The organism is Conyzicola sp. (assembly GCF_046714715.1).
Taxonomy (GTDB): domain Bacteria; phylum Actinomycetota; class Actinomycetes; order Actinomycetales; family Microbacteriaceae; genus Conyzicola.
Genome location: NZ_JBKKAD010000111.1, coordinates 1 through 19,280, shown reverse-complemented (window position 1 = coordinate 19,280; position 19,280 = coordinate 1). Strand labels below are relative to the sequence as shown.

Sequence of the window (19,280 nt, the reverse complement as noted above, 5' to 3'; positions counted from 1 at the left end):
GACCACCGCCCAGCTGGAGTTTCTCGCGGCGGCCGGCGCCTTCGAGTCGCTCGGCCTCACGCAGCGCGAGGCGCTGTGGACGGCGGGGAGCGCCGCGCAGGACCGCGCCGAGTTCCTGCCCGGGTCGACGGTCACCGTGCAGCCCCCGCTGTTCTCGATGCCGTCAGACGCGGAGCAGCTCAGCTCCGACCTCTGGGCCACGGGCATCTCGCCGGCCGACCACCCCATTCGGCACGTGCGGCACCTGCTCGACGCGCGCGGCGTGTTTTCCGCCGTGGCACTGCGCGACGCCGAAAACGGCCGCCGCATCGAAGTGGCCGGCGTGGTGACCCATCGGCAGCGCCCGGCGACGGCGAGCGGCATCACGTTCGTCAACCTCGAAGACGAAACGGGCCTCGTCAACGTGATCTGTTCGGTCGGCGTCTGGAACCGCTACCGGCGTGTCGCCCGCGAAGCCCCCGCCATGGTCGTGCGGGGCATTCTCGAGCGCTCCGCCGAGGGGGTTATCAACCTCGTCGCCGACCGCATAGAAGCGCTCACCGTGGGCCAGCAGACGAGTTCCCGGGACTTCCGCTGAGCGCCGCGACGGGGCCGAGACAGCGCCGCGGCAGCGCGGATCAGGCGACACGGAAAATATTCTTTTGTCGAGTTTTGAAGTTATTCCCCATTCGGGCCCATAACTCCTATACCCTTAGCGTGAACTGGCAAGCTCAATCGAGCTTGACGGTAAGGTTCCGACAATCGGAGCCAAGAAGAACGCTCCTGGAGGAGTTTTACATGGCAATTGGCACCGTAAAGTGGTTTAACGCAGAAAAAGGCTTCGGCTTCATTGCTCCCGAGGATGGTAGCCCGGACGTTTTCGCCCACTACTCAGCCATCGCGAGCGGCGGCTACAAGTCCCTCGACGAGAACCAGAAGGTTGAGTTCGACATCACCCAGGGACCCAAGGGTCCCCAGGCGGAGAACATCCGCTCCCTCTAGTCTTTGCATTAAAGAAGCACAGGCAAGATAGCAAGTCGGCAAGATAGCAGTACAGCAGAAAAGAACGGCCCCGGTCCTATGCCGGGGCCGTTCCTGGTTTAACCCTTCGCCTACTGCAGGCCGCGCACGCGCTTGCGCAGGTAGTCGATGCGGGCCTGCAGCTGCGTGACGGTCGCCTGGGCCACGGCGGGGCCACCGAGCACGCGGCGCAGCTCGGCGTGGATGAGCCCGTGCGGCTCTCCCGTCATCTTCGACCGGATGCCGACGAGGCTGTTGAGCAGGGTGCGCTGCTCTTTGAGCGTGCGGAACAGGGCGGGCGGATCGCGGTCTTCCTCGGGCAACGCTTTCTGCCGGTCGCCCGACCGCTTCGACTGGCGCGCCTGGCGCTGCTTCAGCAGCTCGCGCACCTGATCGGGCTCGAGCAAGCCGGGGATGCCGATGAAGTCGAGTTCCTCGTCGCTCTCCGGGTCGGCAGCGAAACCGAACTCGCCGCCCTCGTAGAGCACCTTGTCGAAGTTCGCGTCGGATTCGAGCGCCTCCCAGGTGAATTCGTCCTGCAGCAGGTCGTCGGAGGTCTTCTCCTCGCGGTTCTCCTGGTCGAGCAGCGAATCGTCGAGCAGCCCGTCGTCTTGCTGCGTCTCGCGATCGAGGGCGTGGTCGCGCTCGAGCTCCATGGTCGAGGCGAGAGCCATGAGGTTCGGAACGCTCGGCAGGAAGATCGTGGCCGTCTCGCCGCGTCGACGGGTGCGCACGAAGCGCCCGACGGCCTGGGCGAAGTAGAGGGGCGTCGAGGCGGATGTCGCGTAGACACCCACGGCGAGGCGGGGCACATCGACCCCCTCGGACACCATGCGCACCGCCACCATCCAGCGCTGCGTGCCCTGGGAGAAGACGTCGATGCGCTCGCTCGACTCCTTCTCGTCTGACAGCACGATCGTCGGCATCTCGCCGGTGAGTCCGTGCAGCACCTTCGCGTACGCCCGTGCCGTCGTCTGGTCGGTCGCGATCACGAGGCCGCCGGCGTCGGCCACCGAATGCCGCACCTCGCTGAGCCGGCGGTTCGCGGCCTTGAGCACGGCGGTGATCCAGTCGCCCCCGGGGTCGAGCGCCGTGCGCCAGGCCTGCGAGGTGATGTCTTTCGTGTCGCCCTCACCGAGGCGGGCCTCCATCTCGTCGCCCATCTTGGTGCGCCAGCGCATCTTGCCGGCGTAGGCCATGAAGATCACGGGGCGCACGACACCGTCGGCGAGGGCGCGGCCGTAGCCGTAGTTGTAGTCGGTGATCGACGTGCGGATGCCCTTGTTGTCGGGCGCGTAGCTGACGAACGGAATGGGCGCCGTGTCGCTACGGAAAGGGGTACCCGTGAGGGAGAGCCGCCTGGTCGCCGGGCCGAAGGCGTCGCGGATGGCGTCGCCCCAGCTGAGCGCGTCACCGCCGTGGTGGATCTCGTCGAGGATGACGAGGGTGCGGGCCGACTCGGTGATCGTGCGGTGCAGCAGGGGGCGCACGGCCACCTGCGCGTAGGTCACGGCTATGCCGTGGAAGCGGCGGCCGCCGAAGGCCTGGCCGTTGGCGTAGGCCGGGTCGAGCCGGATGCCCACCCGGTGGGCGGCCTCGGCCCACTGGCGTTTGAGATGCTCGGTGGGCGCGACCACCGTGATGCGGTCGACCTCGCGGCGGGCGATGAGCTCGGTCGCGAGGCGCAGTGCGAACGTGGTCTTGCCGGCGCCCGGGGTGGCGGCGGCGAGGAAGTCGCGCGGCTCCTTCTCGAAGTAGGCGTCGAGTGCCTCCGCCTGCCAGGCGCGCAGGGCACTCGCCGTACCGCGGGCCGCGCGTTCGGGATAGGACGGCGAGAGGTGCTCGGCGGCGAAGGTTCCGACGTGCGGATGGAAACCCGTGCCCGGCAGCGGAGCGGGGATCTGCTCGGAACCGCTCTGCATCGATTCGCCCTGCGCCGATTCGCTCTGCACCGATTCGCTCTGCACCGGGTCGGCCGTAACCGGGGTCTCAGAGGGGGTAGTCACTTGATGAAACTTTACCCGCCGTCGGGGCTGCCCGCTGTCAGCGGGCATGCTCGGCCGACGGCATCAGGCGTCTCGGGCGAAGCCCTTGGCCTCGCTGTCGCGACCGCGTTTGTTGCCGAGCAGGGACGCCTGAGTCACGCTCCCCCGCCCAAACCGGGCGCTCACGGCGTCCATCACGTCTTCGGCGTCGCGCCAGGAATCGTCGTCGTCCCACAGGCTCATCTGCCCGCCGCCGCCCTCGGAAAGTTGTTCGACGCGAACCCCGACGAGCCGCACCCGGGCGTGTTGTTTGCCGGTCTGTGCATAGATCTCGCTCACCTCGTCGTAGATGCGGCGCCCGAGGTCGGTCGACTCGCTGAGGGTGCGCGAGCGGGTGATGGTGGTGAAGTCGCCGAAGCGGAGTTTCAGCACGACCGTACGCCCGACGGCGCCACCGCCGCGCAACCTGACGCCGATCATGCCGGAGAGCCGCAGGAGCTCGCGACGGATGATGGCCGGATCGGTGACGTCGGTCTCGAACGTGACCTCGTGACCAATGCTCTTCTCGACGGCGCGCGGCTGCACGGTGCGCGGGTCGATGCCCCACGCGAGGTCGTGCAGTCTGCTGCCGAGGGCCTCGCCGACGATGTGCTTGAGCGAGGTGACCGGCGTGTGGGCGAGGTCGCCGATGGTGCGGATGCCGTGCTTGGTGAGTGCGTCTTCGGTCTTGCCGCCCACGCCCCACAGCCCGCTGATCGGCAGGGGGTGGAGGAAGTCGAGGGTGCCGTCGCGCGGGATCACGAGTAACCCGTCGGGCTTGGCCTTACTCGAGGCGAGTTTGGCCACGAACTTCGTGGCGGCCGCACCGACGCTGCACACGAGCCCCGTTTCATCCAGCACCCTGCGCCGCAGGATGGTGGCGACGGTGATCGGCGAACCTATGTGCTTGCGTGAGCCGGCGACGTCGAGGAAGGCCTCGTCGATGCCGAGGCGCTCCACCGAGGGCGTGAGCTCGTCGCAGATGGCCATGACCATCGCGGAGAAATGCTGGTAGCGGTCGAAGTGCGGCTCGAGCACGATGGCCTGCGGGCAGCGTCGTTTGGCGATCGCGAGCGGCATGGCCGAGTTGACGCCGAACTTGCGGGCCTCGTAGGTGGCCGCGGTGACGACCGAACGAAGCGAGTCGTGGGCGACGATGACCGGCTTGCCGCGCAGGTCGGGGCGTTCGAGCAGTTCGACGGAGGCGAAGAAGGCGTCCATGTCGACGTGGAGAACGGTGGCGGTGCTGTCGTCGACATCGGCCGCGCTGACCTGGCGCCCGCTGCCGTCTTGTTTGCTCACGGTTCCATCATCCCAGCCCCGTACGACAAAGCGCCCCTACCCGTAACGGGAAGGGGCGCTCTAAGTCAGCGTGTCGCTAGTTACGCGCGACGGCTACCGCGGGTGACGAGGCCGTAGATCAGCAGAACGATGATCGAACCACCGATCGCGAGCAGCCAGGTCTGGATCGAGAAGAAGTCCTCGAGCGGCGCGTTGAAGAGGGCGCTTCCGATGAAGCCACCCAGGAGGGCACCGACCACACCGAGGATCAGGGTGATGATCCATCCGCCGCCCTGCTTGCCCGGCAGAATAGCCTTTGCGATTGCACCTGCGATAAGGCCCAATACAATCCAGCCAATGATTCCCATGACGACCTCCCAGTCGGTCAGTACTCAGTTCCGGGTCTCGGAACCAGCAGTAAGCCAACCATGCACGGAATTGGGGGGTCAAATCCAGCTTAGTGCATTGCTGGATTGTCAACACCTGTGGTAGGCGACTGGCGATTTCGCCGAAGCTGATGCACTCTTAGGTAATGACACAGCAGCATCCGTGGACCAGATACGTCGCCCTGGGCGACTCCTTCAGCGAAGGAATCGGAGACCCAGAGCCGGCGAGTCCCGGAGGATTCCGCGGATGGGCAGACCGTGTTGCGGAGGTGCTCGCCCAGCAGACCGAGGATTTCGCGTACGCCAACCTCGCGATCCGCGGTCGCCTGCTGCAGCAGATCATCGACGAGCAGGTGGAACCGGCGCTCGCGCTGCGACCCGACCTGATCTCCATCTCCGCGGGCGGTAACGACATCATCCGGCCCGGTACCGACCCGGACGAGATCTCCTCCCGCCTCGAGGGTGCGGTCGAACGCCTCGCCTCGGGAGGCGCCACCGTCGTGCTGTTCAACGGCCCCGATATCGGCACGACACCGGTGCTGGGCCGGCACCGCGGCAAGGTCGCGATCTACAACGAGAACGTGCGGGGTATTGCGGCCAGGCACAACGCCGTCGTCGCCGACATGTGGCCGCTTCGCGAACTGCGTGACCCGCGCATGTGGGCGCCCGACCGGTTGCACTTCTCGCCGCTCGGCCACCACACGATCGCGCGCATGGTGTTGTCCACCCTGGAGGTGGAGAACGACCTCGAGGCGTACGAGCCCGAACCGTTCCCCAGCAGCACCTGGCGTCACGCACGGGTCGAGGACCTGGGCTGGGCGCGCGATCACTTCGTGCCGTGGGTGCTCAGGCGCATCCGGCACCAATCGTCGGGAGACAACGTGACGGCGAAGCGTCCGGCCTGGCCGGAGACGAAGTAGCCGTCCGACCCGCAATACCCGCTTAACGAGCATTGAGCCTGTCGAAATCAGATTTCGACAGGCTCAATCACTCTCAGGGTTTAGCGGCCGTAGCGCATGGCGGCCGGGCAATCGAAGGGATCGCCGCCTGCCGAGAGTCCGACGCGGTTGAGGTACGCGATGACGATGGCGTACGACTCGAGAACGCTGGTCTCCGTGTAGAGGATGTTCTTGCTCTGGCAGTATTCCTTGGTGATCTCTCGCGCACGCTTCAGGTGCGGGCGGGGCATGCTCGGGAACAGGTGGTGCTCGATCTGGTAGTTGAGGCCGCCCATGAAGATGTTCATGAACCAGCCGCCCCGGATGTTGCGGCTCGTGAGCACTTGGCGGCGCAGGAAGTCGACCTTGCTGTCTTTCGCCAGAACCGGCATGCCCTTGTGGTTCGGGGCGAACGAGGCGCCCATGTAGAGGCCGAAGACCGCGAGCTGGATGCCGAGGAATGCGAAGCCCATGCCGAGCGGCATGACGAGGAACACGGCGGAGATGAAGGCGATGTGGCGAACCGCGAGCAGCACGATCTCGAGCGAACGCTTGTCGACCTTCTTGCGGGGCGAGAACACGGTCGCGAACGCGTGCTGGTGGAGGTTGATGCCTTCGAAGATCAAGACGGGGAAGAACAGCCAGCCCTGACGGCGGGCGAGGAACGTGAGGACGGGGCTGGAGACCTTCTCCGCGTGTTCCTTCGTGAAGATGATGAAGTCGGTCTCGATGTCGGGGTCTTTGCCCGCGGTGTTCGGGTTCGCGTGGTGCCGCGTGTGCTTAGTCATCCACCACGAGTAACTGATGCCGACGAACAGGTCGGCGAGCACGCGGCCCGTGAGGTCGTTGGCCTTGCCCGACTCGAAGACCTGGCGGTGGCTGGCCTCGTGTGCCATAAAGGCGTACTGGGTGAAGAGCACGCCCATGACGGCGGCGAGAATGAGGGTGTACCAGGTGCCGCTGAGCAGCACCACTCCCACCCAGGACGCGGCCATGAGCAGCGTGATGGCGGCGAAGTTGAGGATGTAGAAGGTGCGCTTGCGGTGCAGGAGACCGGCGTCGCGCACGGTGTGCAGCAGTGCGGAGAACTCTGACACCGGATTGGCCAGCCCGCGCTGACCCGTCTTGATGATGCGAGCGGCAGGCTGTGATGCTGAATTCGTCACTGGACCTCTATGTCGTTTCGACTTCCCAGTCACGGAGGTGAGCATGAGCTCTTGGCGGATGTTCGTCAGTCTAGGTCGGAACACTGGGAAACCCTTGCACGGCGAAATACTTTCGCGTGTGTGTCGGGGTGTGCTAGTTAAAACAGCGCGGCGGGGTTCGTCAGGCGCCACCACGCGCCCGGGTCGTCGATCGTCGAAGCCAGTTCGAGGGGCACCGCGATCTGCTCGCCGTCGACGGTGAAGGTCACCTCTCCGACGTCGTCGCCCTTCTGCGCGACGCCGACCTGATCCGCCTCGACAGCCGTTGTCACCGGGCGGTCGGACCAGACCACCGCGCTGGAGTCCTGCGCGGCCACCAGGTTCGCGGTCTCGCCCCACGGGGTGGTGTACGTGCCGAAAGGCTGCCCCGCCGTCGAGAGGGGGACGACGCGGAAGCTCGCTTCGACGTCGGCGAGCAGCGAACGCACCGCGACGTTGAGGCTCCTGTGGTCGACGCCGCCGAGCACGGCACCGACGATCGTGATCGTCTCACCGCCCACGACGTAGTCGGCGGCGAAGAGCAGGCAGGCGCCGGCCTCGTCGAGCGTTCCGGTCTTGATGCCGCGGATGCCGTCGACGCCCAGCAGGCTGTTGCTGTTCTCGAGATCGCCGACGCCCGGAACGGTCTCCGCGCTCGTGCCGACGATGGCGTTGACGACCGGGTTGGCCAGAGCGAGCTTTCCGAGCGTGACGAGGTCGCCCGCCGTGCTCACATTGAGCGGCGACATGCCCGTCGGCTCGGTGATCGCGGTGGAGTTCATCCCGTTGGTCTTCAGCCACTCGTTCGCGACGGGTACGAACTCGTCGACCGACCCGAACGCCCAGGTGACGAGCGATTCGGCGTAGTTGTTCGCCGACTCGACGAGCACGACGTCCATGACCTGCCGCTGGCTCAGCACGAGGCCCGCAGTGACCGGTTCGGTGGCGCCGTTGACGGCGCGGTAGGCGTCTCTGATCGCCACGTCTTTCGCCGTGAACGTGATGTCGGGACCGGCGTCACCGAGTTCGAGTGGTTTGGCCTGCAGCACGACGAGCGCCGTCACGATCTTGCTGATGGATGCCATGGGTGCGGGCTCCGAGGCTCCCCCGGCCGCCAAGACCCCGTCGTAGCCGATGGCGCCCACCGCACTCGCGCCGAGAGCCGGCCATTCCAGCGCCGCTGCCGGCTGCGCGGCGACTTCGACGGAGGCGATGGCGGCGTCGACCGAGCCGAGCGGCGCCAGCAGGGTCAGCGGAAGATAGAAGACCGTGCCGAGAACGACCGCTGCGGCACTGAAGAACGCCACGCGCCGACGGCGGAGAATTTGGCGACGTGAGGGGGGCATCCGACCATCGTAAGTTAGGCGTACCCGCCATCGACCGAGCGCAGTGGCGGGTGTTCCGTTTCGGGCGCGAGAATCGGCGTCTCCCGGTTGAGGCTTTCCCCGCGGAAGAACGGTTTCGAGTCGGGGAACAGGAACCACAGGGCCATCAGAACGACGCCGAGGGCGAGCGAGCCGATGCCGACCACAAAGACCCCGCCGATACCCCAGATCACCGTGTAGCCATAGTCCGGGTCGAACATGTCGATCGCCGAGAACACGAAGGCCGCGGTGAGCATCAGCGCGCCGAGGAGCGGGAGAACCAGCTTGAATACAACGTTGTGGGCGCTCGCGAACAGTTCGCGGCGGAAGTACCAGACGCACGCGAACCCGGTGATGGAGTAGTAGAACGCGATGGCGAGCCCCAGGGCGAGGATGGTGTCGGAGAGGAAGTCTTCGCTGATGATCGTCAGGCCCACGTAGAAGACGGTGGCGACGACGCCCATAACGAACGTCGAGAACCCGGGGGTCTTGAATCGCGGATGGACCGTGGCGAATCTCTTCGGCAACGCCTTGTAGGCCGCCATTGCGAGGGTGCCGCGGGCCGTCGGCAGAATCGTGGTCTGGGTCGACGACACGGCCGACACCATGACCGCGATCACGAGTAGCCAGGCCCACGGGCCGAACAGAACATCCTTAAGTGCGAAGAAGACGTCTTCGGCGTTCGTCTCGTTGCCGAGGCCCACACCCGAGGTGCCGAGACCGGCGTATGCCATCGCCGCCACGGCGACCCCCACGTAGGTCACCAGCAGGATGACGGTCGTGAGGATGGCCGCACGCCCCGGAATGCGCTGCGGGTCTTTCGTCTCCTCGTTCAGGGCGAGGCAGGTGTCCCAGCCCCAGTAGATGAAGATGGCGAGAAGTACGGCTTCGACGAAGGCGGACGCCGACTCGAAGGCGAACGGGTTGAACCAGTCGAGCTGCGGCGCGGTAGCTCCCGCGGGTGCCGTTCCCGTAGCTACGGCGACGGCGGCCGCGACCACGAAGACCACGAGCGCCAGGTACTGGATGCCGAGCAGCACGTTCTGAAGCCGCTCCCCGATCTCGGTGCCGCGGTAGCTGATCCAGGTCATCAGCGCGATGAACACCACACCGGTGGAGGTGACGACGAAGCCGTTCTCGGCGAGCTCAGGGTTCACGAGCAACCAGAAGTACTTGCCGCCGATCTGGGCGAGGTTGGAGAGTACGACCATCCCGGCCACGGCGACGCCCCAGCCGCCCATCCACCCCACCCACGGCCCGAAGGCCTTGGTCGCCCAGGTGAACGTCGTGCCGCAGTCCGGCACCTCACGGTTCAGCTCGCGGTAGGCAAAGGCGATCAGGAACATCGGCACGAACGCGATGATGAACGCGATCGGCGCCTGCGCTCCCACGGTGAGCACGACGAAGCCGAGGGTCGCCGCGAGCGAGTACACGGGCGCCGTCGACGCGAGCCCGATCACGGTCGACCCGACGAGGCCGAGCGTGCCGGTGGCGAGGCCCTTGCCCGTGCTCGGCGGTGAGGTCTTCTGGTCGGACATCGGCGTCTCCCCTCGGGTGGTACCGAGATACTACAACCTAGCGGTCATGCGTGACACTTCGGAGCATTCGGTGACATGTACCCCCCGATAGGGGGTAGGGTCTGGATATGACGAAAATCGTTCAGTACCGCATACAGTTCGAGTGCCTCGGCCTTCCGGCACTCGCGGCGCGCACGAAAGCATGGGTTGACGAGGTCTCGGGCAGCCTGCCCCTTCACCTGATCGACCCGTCAGAGAGCAACTCCCACGTCGTCCCCGGCGTGTGGCGGTACCGGTCCCGCGACCCGAGGTCCCGGGTCGTCACCTACACCCGCCCGGCAACGGAGCGGGAGCGCACGCTGGCTACAGCGGCTGCCTAGGTCACCGTGACCTTCTGAGTCAGCGCACCCGCAGCGTATAGAGGGCGACGGCGCTGGCCGCCGCAACGTTCAGCGAATCGACGCCGTGCATCATGGGGATGGTCACGACCGTGTCCGAGTTCTCCAGTGCCGCGCGGCTCAGGCCGTCCCCCTCGGAACCGAGCAGCACCGCCACCTTGTCGGGCATGGATGACGCGAACGTGTCGAGTTCGACGGCGGTGTCCGACAGCGCGAGCGCCGCGATGTGGAAGCCGGCCGCCCGCAGCTGCTCGGCGCCCTCCGGCCACTCGGGCAGGCGCGTCCACGGCACCTGCAGCACCGTGCCCATGCTCACCCGAACACTGCGGCGGTACAGCGGGTCGGCGCAGCGCGGCGTGATCAGCACGGCGTCGGCACCGAGCCCCGCCACCGAACGGAAGATCGCGCCCACGTTGGTGTGGTCGACGATGTCCTCGAGCACCACGACCCGGCGGGCGCCCTCGAGCAGGTCGGCGACGGCGACGATCGGCGGGCGGTGCATCGAGGCGATCGCACCGCGGTGCATGTCGAATCCGGTGAGCTGCTTGAGCAGCTCCGGCGCACCGACGAAGACGGGGACCTCGTCGAAGTCGTAGGCGGCCAGCAGCCGCTCGACGTCGGGGAGCCACTGTTCGATGAGCAGAAACGACCGCGGGCGGTGCCCGGCCGCCAGGGCACGCTCGATCACCTTGGTGGACTCGGCTAGGTAGAGCCCCCCGGCGGGCTCGCTGACGCGTCGTAGCGCGACATCCGTCAGCGACTTGAAATCGCGAAGCTCGTCGCGCTCCAGGTCGGTGATTCTCTCGATGCGCATGCGTGACGTCCAATTCTGCGGGGGAATGAAGTGCCGACTCAGAGACACTGCCAGCAATCGGAAACATTTCGGCAAAGGAACACGTTTACTCTGGAGGTAGCTTTACCGGGAGGAGCAGACGCGTGACATTGCCGCAGGTCCATTCTCCCGCGAATCCCGACGCCGAGCGCTCGGCCGCCGTACAGACGGCCGCCGAGCACGCACAGGCCCAGCTCGACGAGGCCGTCGCACTGCTGCGCGGTCGTCGCGTCGCCATTCTCACGGGTGCCGGCCTGAGCACCGACTCGGGCATCCCCGACTACCGCGGCGAGGGCGCGCCCGTGCGCTCCCCCATGACGTTCTCGCAATACCTGGGCGACCTCGCCTACCGCAAGCGCTACTGGGCGGGCAGCCACCTCGGCTGGAAGCGCTTCGCCGCCGCGGCACCCAACGCCGGTCACCGCGCCATCGCCGATCTGGAACGTGCCGGGCTGATCAACGGCGTCATCACGCAGAACGTCGACGGGCTGCACCTGCGCGCCGGATCGCAGCGCGTCGTCGACCTGCACGGATCGATGGACCGCGTGCGCTGCCTCACCTGCGGCCAGTACTACGCGCGCGGCGACATCGCCGCCCGGCTCGCGGCCGCCAACCCCTGGCTCGACGACGAGGCCGCGATCGAGCTCTCCCCCGATGGCGACGTGCAGATCGCGTCGGTCGACGACTTCGTCGTGCCGGAGTGCAGCGTGTGCGGCGGCCTGCTCAAGCCCGACGTCGTGTTCTTCGGAGAGTTCGTTCCGGTCGAGAAGTTCACCGAGGCCTCGGCGCTCGTGCAGAGCGCGGAAGCATTCATCGTCGCCGGGTCCTCTCTTATGGTCAACTCCGGCATCCGGCTGCTCGACCAGGCGGTCAAGAAGAAGCTGCCGGTGATCGTCATCAACCGCGGGGTGACGAAGGGCGACTCCCGGGCTGCCGTTAAGATCGATGCAGGAACCTCGGAGACGCTCGTCTCCCTGCTGGAGCGGCTGCCCGTCTAGGCCGCTCGCGGGTGCGGTTCTCGAACCGAGGGCCACAGTATGACCACGATCTATCTCGTCCGGCACGGCGAAACCGACTGGAACCGGGAACGCCGCATCCAGGGCAGCACCGACATCCCGCTCAACCAGACCGGCCGCGACCAGGCCGCCGTCACGGGCGCCCTGCTCGCGACGCGCCAGTGGGACGGCGTCTACGCCAGCCCGCTCTCGCGCGCCTACGAGACCGGCGCGATCATCGCGGGCCAGCTCGGCCTGCCCGCCCCCGAGGCTGTGCCGGAGGTCGCCGAACGGCGTTACGGCGAGGCCGAGGGCCTCACCGGCGACGAGATCGACGCGCGTTTTCCCGGAGACACCCCCGTGCCCGGCCGCGAATCACGGGAGGACGTCGCCGCGAGGGTCATCCCCGCGATCGTCGCCCTCGCCGAGCGCCACCCCGGCGAGAATATCGTGCTGGTCAGCCACGGCGGCGTGATCCGCACGATCCTCACCGTCGTCGCACCCGACGAGCACCCCGAGTCGATCCGCAACGGTTCGGTGCACAGCTTCCGCCACACCGACGGCACACTCGACCTCATCGCGTTCGACGACCCGATCGAGGAGCAGTCGCTCGCCTGCGCGACCGACGACATCGAAGACCAGAACGCCGTGGAGTCGCGCGACTCGCTCGTCTAGTTCGACGCGACCCTCTGGTCGGCCAGGCTGCCGGACCCGAGGAAGTCGACGATGAAACCGGCGGCCTCGCGGGACTTCTCGTAGTGGATGAGGTGCCCCACGTCGGGGATGACGTGCAGCGTGGCATCCGTCATCTCGTCGCGCAGCGCCTCCAACTGGGGAACGGTGGTGATGAGGTCGTGCTCCGCGCCGATGAGCAGGGTCGGTACCGAGATGTCGGACGCGACCGAGGTGACGTCGTTGCCGATGGATGCCTCGAAGCCCTCCACCACGGTGCGGCGGTCGCTGAACCTGCCGAAGTAGGTGTGGTGCTGGTCGTGCACGAAGCGGCGCAGCTCTTTGTCGCGCGTCTTGACCAGGGAGAGGCTCATAAAGCGGATGACCAGCCAGTTGTCGAGCAGCCAGTACCCCACGCGTTCGGGGAGCGCCATCGCGAGCTTGTAGTAGACGACGGTGCCCTGGGTGCGGATCTTGCCCGGCCCCTCGAGCGCGTTGGCCGCGATCGGGTTGACGAGCACCAGCTTGGGCGTCGAGACGAGTCCCTTCGCGACGGCGTACGAGGTGACCAGCGTGCCGAACGAGTGACCGAGCACGATGGCCGTGCCGCCGGGCGCGACCGCCGCCACGAACGCCGCGTACCAGGCCGCGTAGCCGGCGACGTCGTGCTTCACGCCGGGCATCGCGGGCGACTCGCCGAAACCCGGCAGGTCGGGGCTGATGATCCTCATGCCGCGCAGCTGCGCCACGACGGGCTCGAGGCCGTGGTGTTCGCCACGGTAGCCGTGGCAGATCACGACGGTCGTCGTGGCATCCTCCGGGCCGTAGACCCAGTAGTGGGTCTCGGCGCCGAGGATCGAGACGGTTTCGCGGCGCACGGGCAGCTCGGCGAGCAGGGCGGCAAAAGGGGATTCGACATTCATCCCGTTCAGTCTAGGCACGGGTCGCTACTCGGCCGCGCGACGGCCGCCCATAGACTCTTTTCGGCACGCTTTTCGTGCCGTCGCCGCTGTCCCGAGGAGTCCAGTGACCTTTACCGCCCCCATCCAGCTGCCCGGACTCGCGCTCGACCCGCAGTGGTATCGACGCGCCGTGTTCTACGAGGTCATGGTGCGGTCGTTCGTCGACAGCAACGGTGACGGCTCGGGCGACCTGCAGGGCGTCGTTCAGAAGCTCGACTACCTGCAGTGGCTCGGAATCGACGCGCTCTGGCTTCCGCCGTTCTTCAACTCGCCGCTGCGCGACGGCGGCTACGACGTCTCCGACTTCACGTCGATCCTGCCCGACTTCGGCACCCTCGACGAGTTCCGCGACCTCGTGACCAAGGTGCACGAGCGCAACATGCGCGTCATCATCGACCTGCCGGTGAACCACACCTCAGACGCGCACGAGTGGTTCCAGCAGTCGCGCTCCGACCCCGACGGTCCCTACGGCGACTTCTACGTCTGGAGCGACACCGACGAGAAGTACAAGGACATCCGGGTCATCTTCGTCGACACCGAGGAGTCGAACTGGGCCTTCGACTCCGAACGCCGCCAGTTCTACTTCCACCGGTTCTTCTCGCACCAGCCCGACCTCAACTTCGAGAACCCGGCCGTGCACGAGGCGATGTTCCAGATCGTGCGTTTCTGGCTCGACATGGGCGTCGACGGATTCCGCCTCGACGCCATCCCCTACCTCTACGAGACCGAGGAGGGCAACGGCGAGGGCGAGCCGGAGACCCACGCCTTCATCCGAAAACTGCGCGCCATGGTCGACGCCGAGTACCCGGGGCGCGTCATGATCGCCGAGGCTAACCAGTGGCCGAGCGAGGTCGCCGAGTTCCTCGGTACCAACGAAGACCCCGAGTGCCACATGGCCTTCGACTTCCCGGTCATGCCCCGCATCTTCTACTCGCTGCGTTCGCAGCAGGCCGGCGAGCTGGTGCGCGTTCTCTCGGAGCACACGTCGATCCCGGATGGCGCGGGGTGGGGTGTCTTCCTGCGCAACCACGACGAGCTCACGCTCGAGATGGTGAACGAGGAATACCGCCAGGCCATGTACGGCTGGTACGCCTACGACCCGCGCATGCGCGCCAACATCGGCATCCGCCGCCGGCTCGCTCCCCTGCTCGACAACTCGCGCGCCGAACTCGAACTCGCCCACGCTTTACTCTTCTCGCTGCAGGGCAGCCCGTTCCTCTACTACGGCGACGAGATCGGGATGGGCGACAACATCTGGCTGCCCGACCGCGACTCCTCGCGCACGCCGATGCAGTGGACGCCCGACCGCAACGCCGGCTTCTCCACCGCAGACCCGGGCAAGCTCTACCTGCCGGTCGTGCAGTCGCTCGTCTACAACTACCAGCAGGTGAACGTGGAGGCGCAACTCGCGCAGTCGCGGTCACTGCTGCACTGGATCCGCAACGTGATTCATGTCCGCAAGGGTCATCCGACCTTCGGCCTCGGAACGCTGCGTGTGCTCGAGACCGACCACGAATCGGTGCTCGCCTTCGTGCGGGAGTACAAGGGATCGGGCACACACTTCGGCGACCTGCCCGAGAAGGTGCTGTGCGTCTTCAGCTTCGCGCACAATCCCGTGTCCGTGACGATCACCGACCCCGACAATCCGGGCGAGGTGCTCTACGACCTGTTCGGCGGCGGAGAGTTCCCGTCGATCGGCGACGACGGAAGCCTCCACCTCACCCTCGGAACTCAGAGCTTCTACTGGCTGCACGTGGGCGGGGCCCACTTTGCCGGTGGTCGCGTTTAGAGTGACGACATGAGCAACTCGTGGTTTGACCAACTGGGCGTATTCGATCTCGAGACCACCGGAATCGACGTGGAGACGAGCCGCATCGTGTCGGCGCACGTCGGCCTGATCGACTCGACGGGCGCCGTGATCGAAGAGCGCAACTGGCTCGCCGACCCCGGGGTCGAGATCCCGCCGCAGGCCAGCGCCGTGCACGGCATCACCACCGAGCGCGCCCGGGCCGAGGGCCGTCCGGCGGCGCAGGTCGTGGCCGAGATCGTCGCGGCGCTCGAAGACCTCGTCGCCCGGGGTTTCGCGATCACTATCTACAACGCGCCCTACGACCTCTCCCTGCTGCACCACGAGGCGGTGCGACACGGGGTCACTCCCCTGCACGAGCCGGTGCCGATCATCGACCCGCTCGTGCTCGACCGCGCCGTCGACAAGTACCGCAAGGGCAAGCGCACGCTCGAGGCCGCCGCGCTGTTCTACGGCGTCCCGCTCACCGACGCACACGATGCCGGGGCAGACGCCGTGGCGGCCGGCCGCGTCGCTCAGGCCCTCGCCGGACGGTACGGCGATCAGCTGGCGGTCTCCGGCGCCGAACTGCACGCCCTGCAGGTCGGCTGGTGTGCCGAGCAGTCCGCGAGCTTCCAGGACTACATGCGCCGCACGAAAGACCCGGCGTTCACGTCGTCGGGTTCCTGGCCGCAGCGCTGGTAGGTCGCCGACCTCGCCTTTAGCCCGCCGGCCGCACCCGTGCAGTGCCGCCTTCCGCAAATTTAGGAATTCGGATGCGCCTCGCGTCGCGCAGCAGCCGTTTCCCGCGTTTCGCCCTTGATCGGTTGCGCCGTTTGGGGGTATCTCCGGTGCCGAGTGCCCCGAACGGCGCAACCGGTGGTCCCGCACCGCGCCGGCTGGCCGGTCCGTAAGGCTGTGCTGCGCGCGCCGACGATGCTAAACCGGAAGCATGACCGACGTCGAGATCGTCACCGCATCCATGGCCGCGTACCGGACGCAAGACCGGGATGCCGCTGAGCGCATTTTCGCGCGCGATTTCGTCTTCACCAGCCCGCAGGACGATCGTATAGACCGCGCCACCTGGTTCGAGGTGTGTTTCCCGACCGCCGATCGGTTCGTCTGGTACGAACTGCTCGAGATCGTGCGGAGCGGCACGGGAGTTCTATCGCTCTACGAGTACGAGCTGCAGACCGGCGAGCGATACCGCAACACCGAGCTCGCCGTTGTGCGTGACGGCCAGATCGCCGAGGTGCAGGTTTTCTTCGGCGGCCAGGTCTAGCCGGCTGCCCGTTCGCGGCGTCGTGCCCGCGATAGTGCAGTTACGCACGGTGCGCGGACTCAGACACCCGCCATATCTGCACTTCTGCCACGGAGGGGTGGTGCTGCGAAGAGGTCAGCGAGGATGAGTGGGCTGTTCGGCAGTGCGGCGTCGGTCATGCGGGCATGGAGTGGCCAGTAAACCAGCCGGAACCACGACTCACGCGGCCGCAGACGCAGAAAGGGCGACCGGCCGAAGCCGATCGCCCTTTCGGTGCGTAAAAGAAGGACTACTTGTTGAAGCCCTTGTAACGCGAGTTGAACTTCTCGACGCGTCCGGCCGAGTCCATGATGCGCTGCTTGCCCGTGTAGAACGGGTGCGAGGCGGACGAGATCTCCACGTCGATGACCGGGTAGGTCTCGCCGTCGAGCTCGATCGTCTTGTCGCTGCCGACCGTCGAGCGGGTCAGGAAGGTCTCACCGGAGGCGAGGTCGCGGAAAACAACCGCGTTGTACGTGGGGTGAATGTCGGTCTTCATGGATTTTCCTTGGTGTGATTAGGGCGTCAAAGTAAAAAAGTGTGTGAGGCGGGCGCACGGATGCACCGAGCCAAAGGCCTAGCCTACCAGAACTAGACCGCGCGAGCGGCGAAGCGACCCTCGTGGTTTTCGACGGAGATGCGCATGTCGAACGTCTCGCTCAGGTGCTCGTCGGTGATCACGTCGCCGAGCGGACCGGAGGCCTGCACGCGCCCGTTCTTGAGCAGCAGTGCGTGGGTGAACGCGCGCGGGATCTCTTCTACGTGGTGGGTCACCATCACGATGCCGGGGGCCTGGTCTGAGCTGGCGTATCCGCCGAGCAGCTGCAGCAGTTCTTCGCGGGCGCCGAGGTCGAGGCTGGCCGCAGGCTCGTCGAGCAGCAGCAGTTCGGGATCGGTCATCACCGCGCGCGCGATCTGCACGCGCTTCTGCTCGCCGTCACTCAGGCTGCCGAAGCGACGGCCTTCCAGGTGGTCGAGTTTCCACTCGGCCAGGACGCGGCGCGCCCGGCGGGTGTCGATGTCGTCGTACTGCTCGTTCCAGCGTCCCGTTACGGAGTACGCGGCGGTAAGCACCACGTCGAGCACGGTCTCGCTGCCGGGAACACGGCGCGCGAGAGCGGTCGAGGCAAATCCGATGCGCGGTCGCAGCTCGAACACGTCGACCTTGCCGAGGGTGTCGTCGAGCACGCGGGCGACTCCCGAACTCGGGTGGATCGACGCCGAGGCGATCGAGAGCAGCGTGGTTTTACCCGCGCCGTTCGGCCCGAGGATGACCCATCGTTCTTCACTGTCCACCGCCCACGAAACCGAATCGAGGATGGTGTTGCCGTCGCGGACGACGGAGACGTCAGAGAGCTCTAGAACGCTTGCCATGGTGCATCCAGCTTAGACGCGCCCGCCTCCCGATTAGGTGAGCGCCGCGTAGATTTCTCGGGTACGTGCGGCAATGCGGTCCCAGCCGAACTCGGACTCGGCGCGTCGTCGGCCCGCCTCGCCCATGCTCTTCGCCTTCTCGGGGTCGGAGACAACCTCGATCAGTGTCGCCGCCAAGTCGCGCACATACCGGTCGGGATCGGTCGGTGTGCCCGTGCCGTCTTGCAGCTGCTCGATCGGCACGAGGCGTCCGGTGACGCCGTCGTCGATCACCTCGGGGATGCCGCCCGTCGCCGTTCCGACCACGGGTGCGCCGCACGCCATGGCCTCGAGGTTCACGATGCCGAGCGGCTCGTAGATCGAGGGGCAGACGAAGGTCGTCGCCTGCGTGAGCACGGCGGAGAGCTCGTGCTGGCTGAGCATGCGGTCGATCCAGACGACTCCCGTGCGCTCCTCCTGCAGTGCGGCGACCCCGGCCTGCACCTCGGCGAGGATTTCGGGAGTGTCGGGGGCCCCGGCGCAGAGGATCAGCTGGACCTCCGGGGGCAGCATGGCTGCCGCGCGCAGCAGGTACGGCAGGCCCTTCTGGCGGGTGATGCGACCGACGAAGACGACGGACGGACGGCTCGCGTCGATTCCCAGCGACCGCACGAAGTCGGCGTCGTCGACGGGCTTCCAACGTTCGAGGTCGATGCCGTTGTGCACGACCGTCACCTTTTCCTCGTCGAGGAAGGGATAGGAGCGCAGGATGTCGCGGCGCATGCCATGGCTCACGGCGATGACCGTCGACGCTGCCTGGAACGACATGCTCTCGATCCAGCTCGACACCCGGTATCCACCACCGAGCTGCTCGGCCTTCCATGGGCGCAGCGGCTCGAGACTGTGGGCGGTGACCACGTGCGGGATGCCGTGCAGCAGCGACGCCACGTGGCCCGCCGCGTTGGCGTACCAGGTGTGCGAGTGAACGAGGTCGGCGCCGGCAACATCCTGGGCGATCTGCAGGTCGACACCGAGTGTCGCGAGGGCGGGGTTGGCGTCCGTGAGTTCGGCGGGTGCCCGATACGACGAAACGCCGGCCTCATCGCGGTCGGCGCCGAACGCGCGCACACGCACATCGAGGTCGCCTCCCGACGCTCTCAGGGCACGAACGAGTTCGGAGACGTGCACGCCGGCTCCCCCGTATACCTCAGGCGGATACTCACGTGAAATTAGATCGACTCGCATAGTCAGACGGTAGTACAGCTCCGCTCGCTCGCATACTCTGTAGC

Annotated in this window: 20 protein-coding genes; 9 read left to right on the top strand and 11 right to left on the bottom strand. The window is 66.7% G+C overall.

Annotated elements, in window-relative coordinates; translation table 11 throughout:
• Together ACLQ6X_RS08790 and ACLQ6X_RS08785 are read left to right on the top strand one after the other, a co-directional pair.
• On the top strand, positions 1 to 577 hold a 577-nt coding region (locus ACLQ6X_RS08790; RefSeq protein WP_411699791.1), incomplete at its 5' end, for an OB-fold nucleic acid binding domain-containing protein.
• 200 nt (positions 578 to 777) lie between these two features.
• A complete protein-coding gene (locus tag ACLQ6X_RS08785) occupies positions 778 to 981 on the top strand; it encodes a cold-shock protein (RefSeq protein ID WP_131418413.1) in 204 nt (67 codons plus the stop codon).
• A 110-nt stretch (positions 982 to 1,091) separates the two neighbouring features.
• On the opposite strand, the gene ACLQ6X_RS08780 is transcribed toward ACLQ6X_RS08785, so the two are convergent.
• The 3 genes from ACLQ6X_RS08780 to ACLQ6X_RS08770 all read right to left on the bottom strand — a co-directional run bounded on the left by ACLQ6X_RS08780 (position 1,092) and on the right by ACLQ6X_RS08770 (position 4,672).
• Positions 1,092 to 2,921, bottom strand: coding sequence for a DEAD/DEAH box helicase (locus tag ACLQ6X_RS08780; protein WP_411699793.1), 1,830 nt, complete (start codon positions 2,919 to 2,921; stop codon positions 1,092 to 1,094).
• 147 nt (positions 2,922 to 3,068) lie between these two features.
• A complete protein-coding gene (gene dinB, locus ACLQ6X_RS08775) occupies positions 3,069 to 4,325 on the bottom strand; it encodes a DNA polymerase IV (RefSeq protein WP_411699790.1) in 1,257 nt (418 codons plus the stop codon).
• Positions 4,326 to 4,405: 80 nt separating this feature from the next.
• Positions 4,406 to 4,672, bottom strand: a complete 267-nt coding sequence (locus ACLQ6X_RS08770) for a GlsB/YeaQ/YmgE family stress response membrane protein (RefSeq protein WP_188509365.1) — start codon at positions 4,670 to 4,672, stop codon at positions 4,406 to 4,408.
• Between the two features lie 164 nt (positions 4,673 to 4,836).
• On the opposite strand from ACLQ6X_RS08770, the gene ACLQ6X_RS08765 reads away from it, so the two are divergent.
• Positions 4,837 to 5,610, top strand: a complete 774-nt coding sequence (locus ACLQ6X_RS08765) for an SGNH/GDSL hydrolase family protein (RefSeq protein ID WP_411699789.1) — start codon at positions 4,837 to 4,839, stop codon at positions 5,608 to 5,610.
• 80 nt (positions 5,611 to 5,690) lie between these two features.
• Here the strand turns inward: ACLQ6X_RS08765 and ACLQ6X_RS08760 are convergent, their stop codons facing one another.
• The 3 genes from ACLQ6X_RS08760 to ACLQ6X_RS08750 all read right to left on the bottom strand — a co-directional run bounded on the left by ACLQ6X_RS08760 (position 5,691) and on the right by ACLQ6X_RS08750 (position 9,714).
• The gene (locus tag ACLQ6X_RS08760; protein ID WP_411699788.1) at positions 5,691 to 6,794 is read right to left on the bottom strand and encodes a fatty acid desaturase family protein; all 1,104 of its coding nucleotides are present in this window, start codon (positions 6,792 to 6,794) and stop codon (positions 5,691 to 5,693) included.
• Positions 6,795 to 6,931: 137 nt separating this feature from the next.
• Positions 6,932 to 8,158 carry a D-alanyl-D-alanine carboxypeptidase family protein gene (locus ACLQ6X_RS08755; RefSeq protein WP_411699787.1) on the bottom strand — a complete coding sequence of 409 codons (1,227 nt, stop codon included), beginning with the start codon at positions 8,156 to 8,158 and terminating at the stop codon, positions 6,932 to 6,934.
• Positions 8,159 to 8,172: 14 nt separating this feature from the next.
• Positions 8,173 to 9,714 carry an APC family permease gene (locus tag ACLQ6X_RS08750; RefSeq protein ID WP_411699786.1) on the bottom strand — a complete coding sequence of 514 codons (1,542 nt, stop codon included), beginning with the start codon at positions 9,712 to 9,714 and terminating at the stop codon, positions 8,173 to 8,175.
• A gap of 107 nt (positions 9,715 to 9,821) precedes the next feature.
• On the opposite strand from ACLQ6X_RS08750, the gene ACLQ6X_RS08745 reads away from it, so the two are divergent.
• Positions 9,822 to 10,073 carry a hypothetical protein gene (locus tag ACLQ6X_RS08745; RefSeq protein WP_411699785.1) on the top strand — a complete coding sequence of 84 codons (252 nt, stop codon included), beginning with the start codon at positions 9,822 to 9,824 and terminating at the stop codon, positions 10,071 to 10,073.
• A gap of 19 nt (positions 10,074 to 10,092) precedes the next feature.
• Here ACLQ6X_RS08745 and ACLQ6X_RS08740 read toward each other — a convergent pair whose 3' ends face one another.
• Complete coding sequence (locus ACLQ6X_RS08740; protein WP_411699784.1) at positions 10,093 to 10,905, bottom strand: TrmH family RNA methyltransferase; 813 nt, start codon at positions 10,903 to 10,905, stop codon at positions 10,093 to 10,095.
• 230 nt (positions 10,906 to 11,135) lie between these two features.
• On the opposite strand from ACLQ6X_RS08740, the gene ACLQ6X_RS08735 reads away from it, so the two are divergent.
• Both ACLQ6X_RS08735 and ACLQ6X_RS08730 read left to right on the top strand, forming a co-directional pair.
• Complete coding sequence (locus ACLQ6X_RS08735; protein ID WP_411699792.1) at positions 11,136 to 11,921, top strand: Sir2 family NAD-dependent protein deacetylase; 786 nt, start codon at positions 11,136 to 11,138, stop codon at positions 11,919 to 11,921.
• 39 nt (positions 11,922 to 11,960) lie between these two features.
• Positions 11,961 to 12,593 carry a histidine phosphatase family protein gene (locus tag ACLQ6X_RS08730; protein WP_411699783.1) on the top strand — a complete coding sequence of 211 codons (633 nt, stop codon included), beginning with the start codon at positions 11,961 to 11,963 and terminating at the stop codon, positions 12,591 to 12,593.
• Here the strand turns inward: ACLQ6X_RS08730 and ACLQ6X_RS08725 are convergent.
• Positions 12,590 to 13,513, bottom strand: a complete 924-nt coding sequence (locus ACLQ6X_RS08725) for an alpha/beta fold hydrolase (RefSeq protein WP_411699782.1) — start codon at positions 13,511 to 13,513, stop codon at positions 12,590 to 12,592. The genes ACLQ6X_RS08730 and ACLQ6X_RS08725 overlap by 4 nt on opposite strands.
• Before the next feature lie 103 nt (positions 13,514 to 13,616).
• Between ACLQ6X_RS08725 and treS the strand changes: the two genes are divergently transcribed.
• The 3 genes from treS (at position 13,617) to ACLQ6X_RS08710 (ending at position 16,620) form a co-directional block, all read left to right on the top strand.
• Complete coding sequence (treS, locus tag ACLQ6X_RS08720) at positions 13,617 to 15,341, top strand: maltose alpha-D-glucosyltransferase (protein WP_411699781.1); 1,725 nt, start codon at positions 13,617 to 13,619, stop codon at positions 15,339 to 15,341.
• Between the two features lie 9 nt (positions 15,342 to 15,350).
• Complete coding sequence (locus ACLQ6X_RS08715) at positions 15,351 to 16,043, top strand: 3'-5' exonuclease (RefSeq protein WP_411699780.1); 693 nt, start codon at positions 15,351 to 15,353, stop codon at positions 16,041 to 16,043.
• Between the two features lie 247 nt (positions 16,044 to 16,290).
• Positions 16,291 to 16,620 carry a nuclear transport factor 2 family protein gene (locus ACLQ6X_RS08710; RefSeq protein ID WP_411699779.1) on the top strand — a complete coding sequence of 110 codons (330 nt, stop codon included), beginning with the start codon at positions 16,291 to 16,293 and terminating at the stop codon, positions 16,618 to 16,620.
• A gap of 268 nt (positions 16,621 to 16,888) precedes the next feature.
• Here ACLQ6X_RS08710 and ACLQ6X_RS08705 read toward each other — a convergent pair whose 3' ends face one another.
• The 3 genes from ACLQ6X_RS08705 to glgA form a co-directional block, all read right to left on the bottom strand.
• On the bottom strand, positions 16,889 to 17,137 hold the full coding sequence (locus tag ACLQ6X_RS08705) for a type B 50S ribosomal protein L31 (protein WP_188509377.1): 249 nt from the start codon (positions 17,135 to 17,137) through the stop codon (positions 16,889 to 16,891).
• A gap of 92 nt (positions 17,138 to 17,229) precedes the next feature.
• Positions 17,230 to 18,012: an ABC transporter ATP-binding protein gene (locus ACLQ6X_RS08700; protein ID WP_411699778.1), complete on the bottom strand. Its 783-nt coding sequence runs from the start codon at positions 18,010 to 18,012 to the stop codon at positions 17,230 to 17,232.
• Between the two features lie 33 nt (positions 18,013 to 18,045).
• Positions 18,046 to 19,236, bottom strand: coding sequence for a glycogen synthase (glgA, locus tag ACLQ6X_RS08695; RefSeq protein ID WP_411699777.1), 1,191 nt, complete (start codon positions 19,234 to 19,236; stop codon positions 18,046 to 18,048).
• Positions 19,237 to 19,280 lie beyond the last annotated feature (44 nt).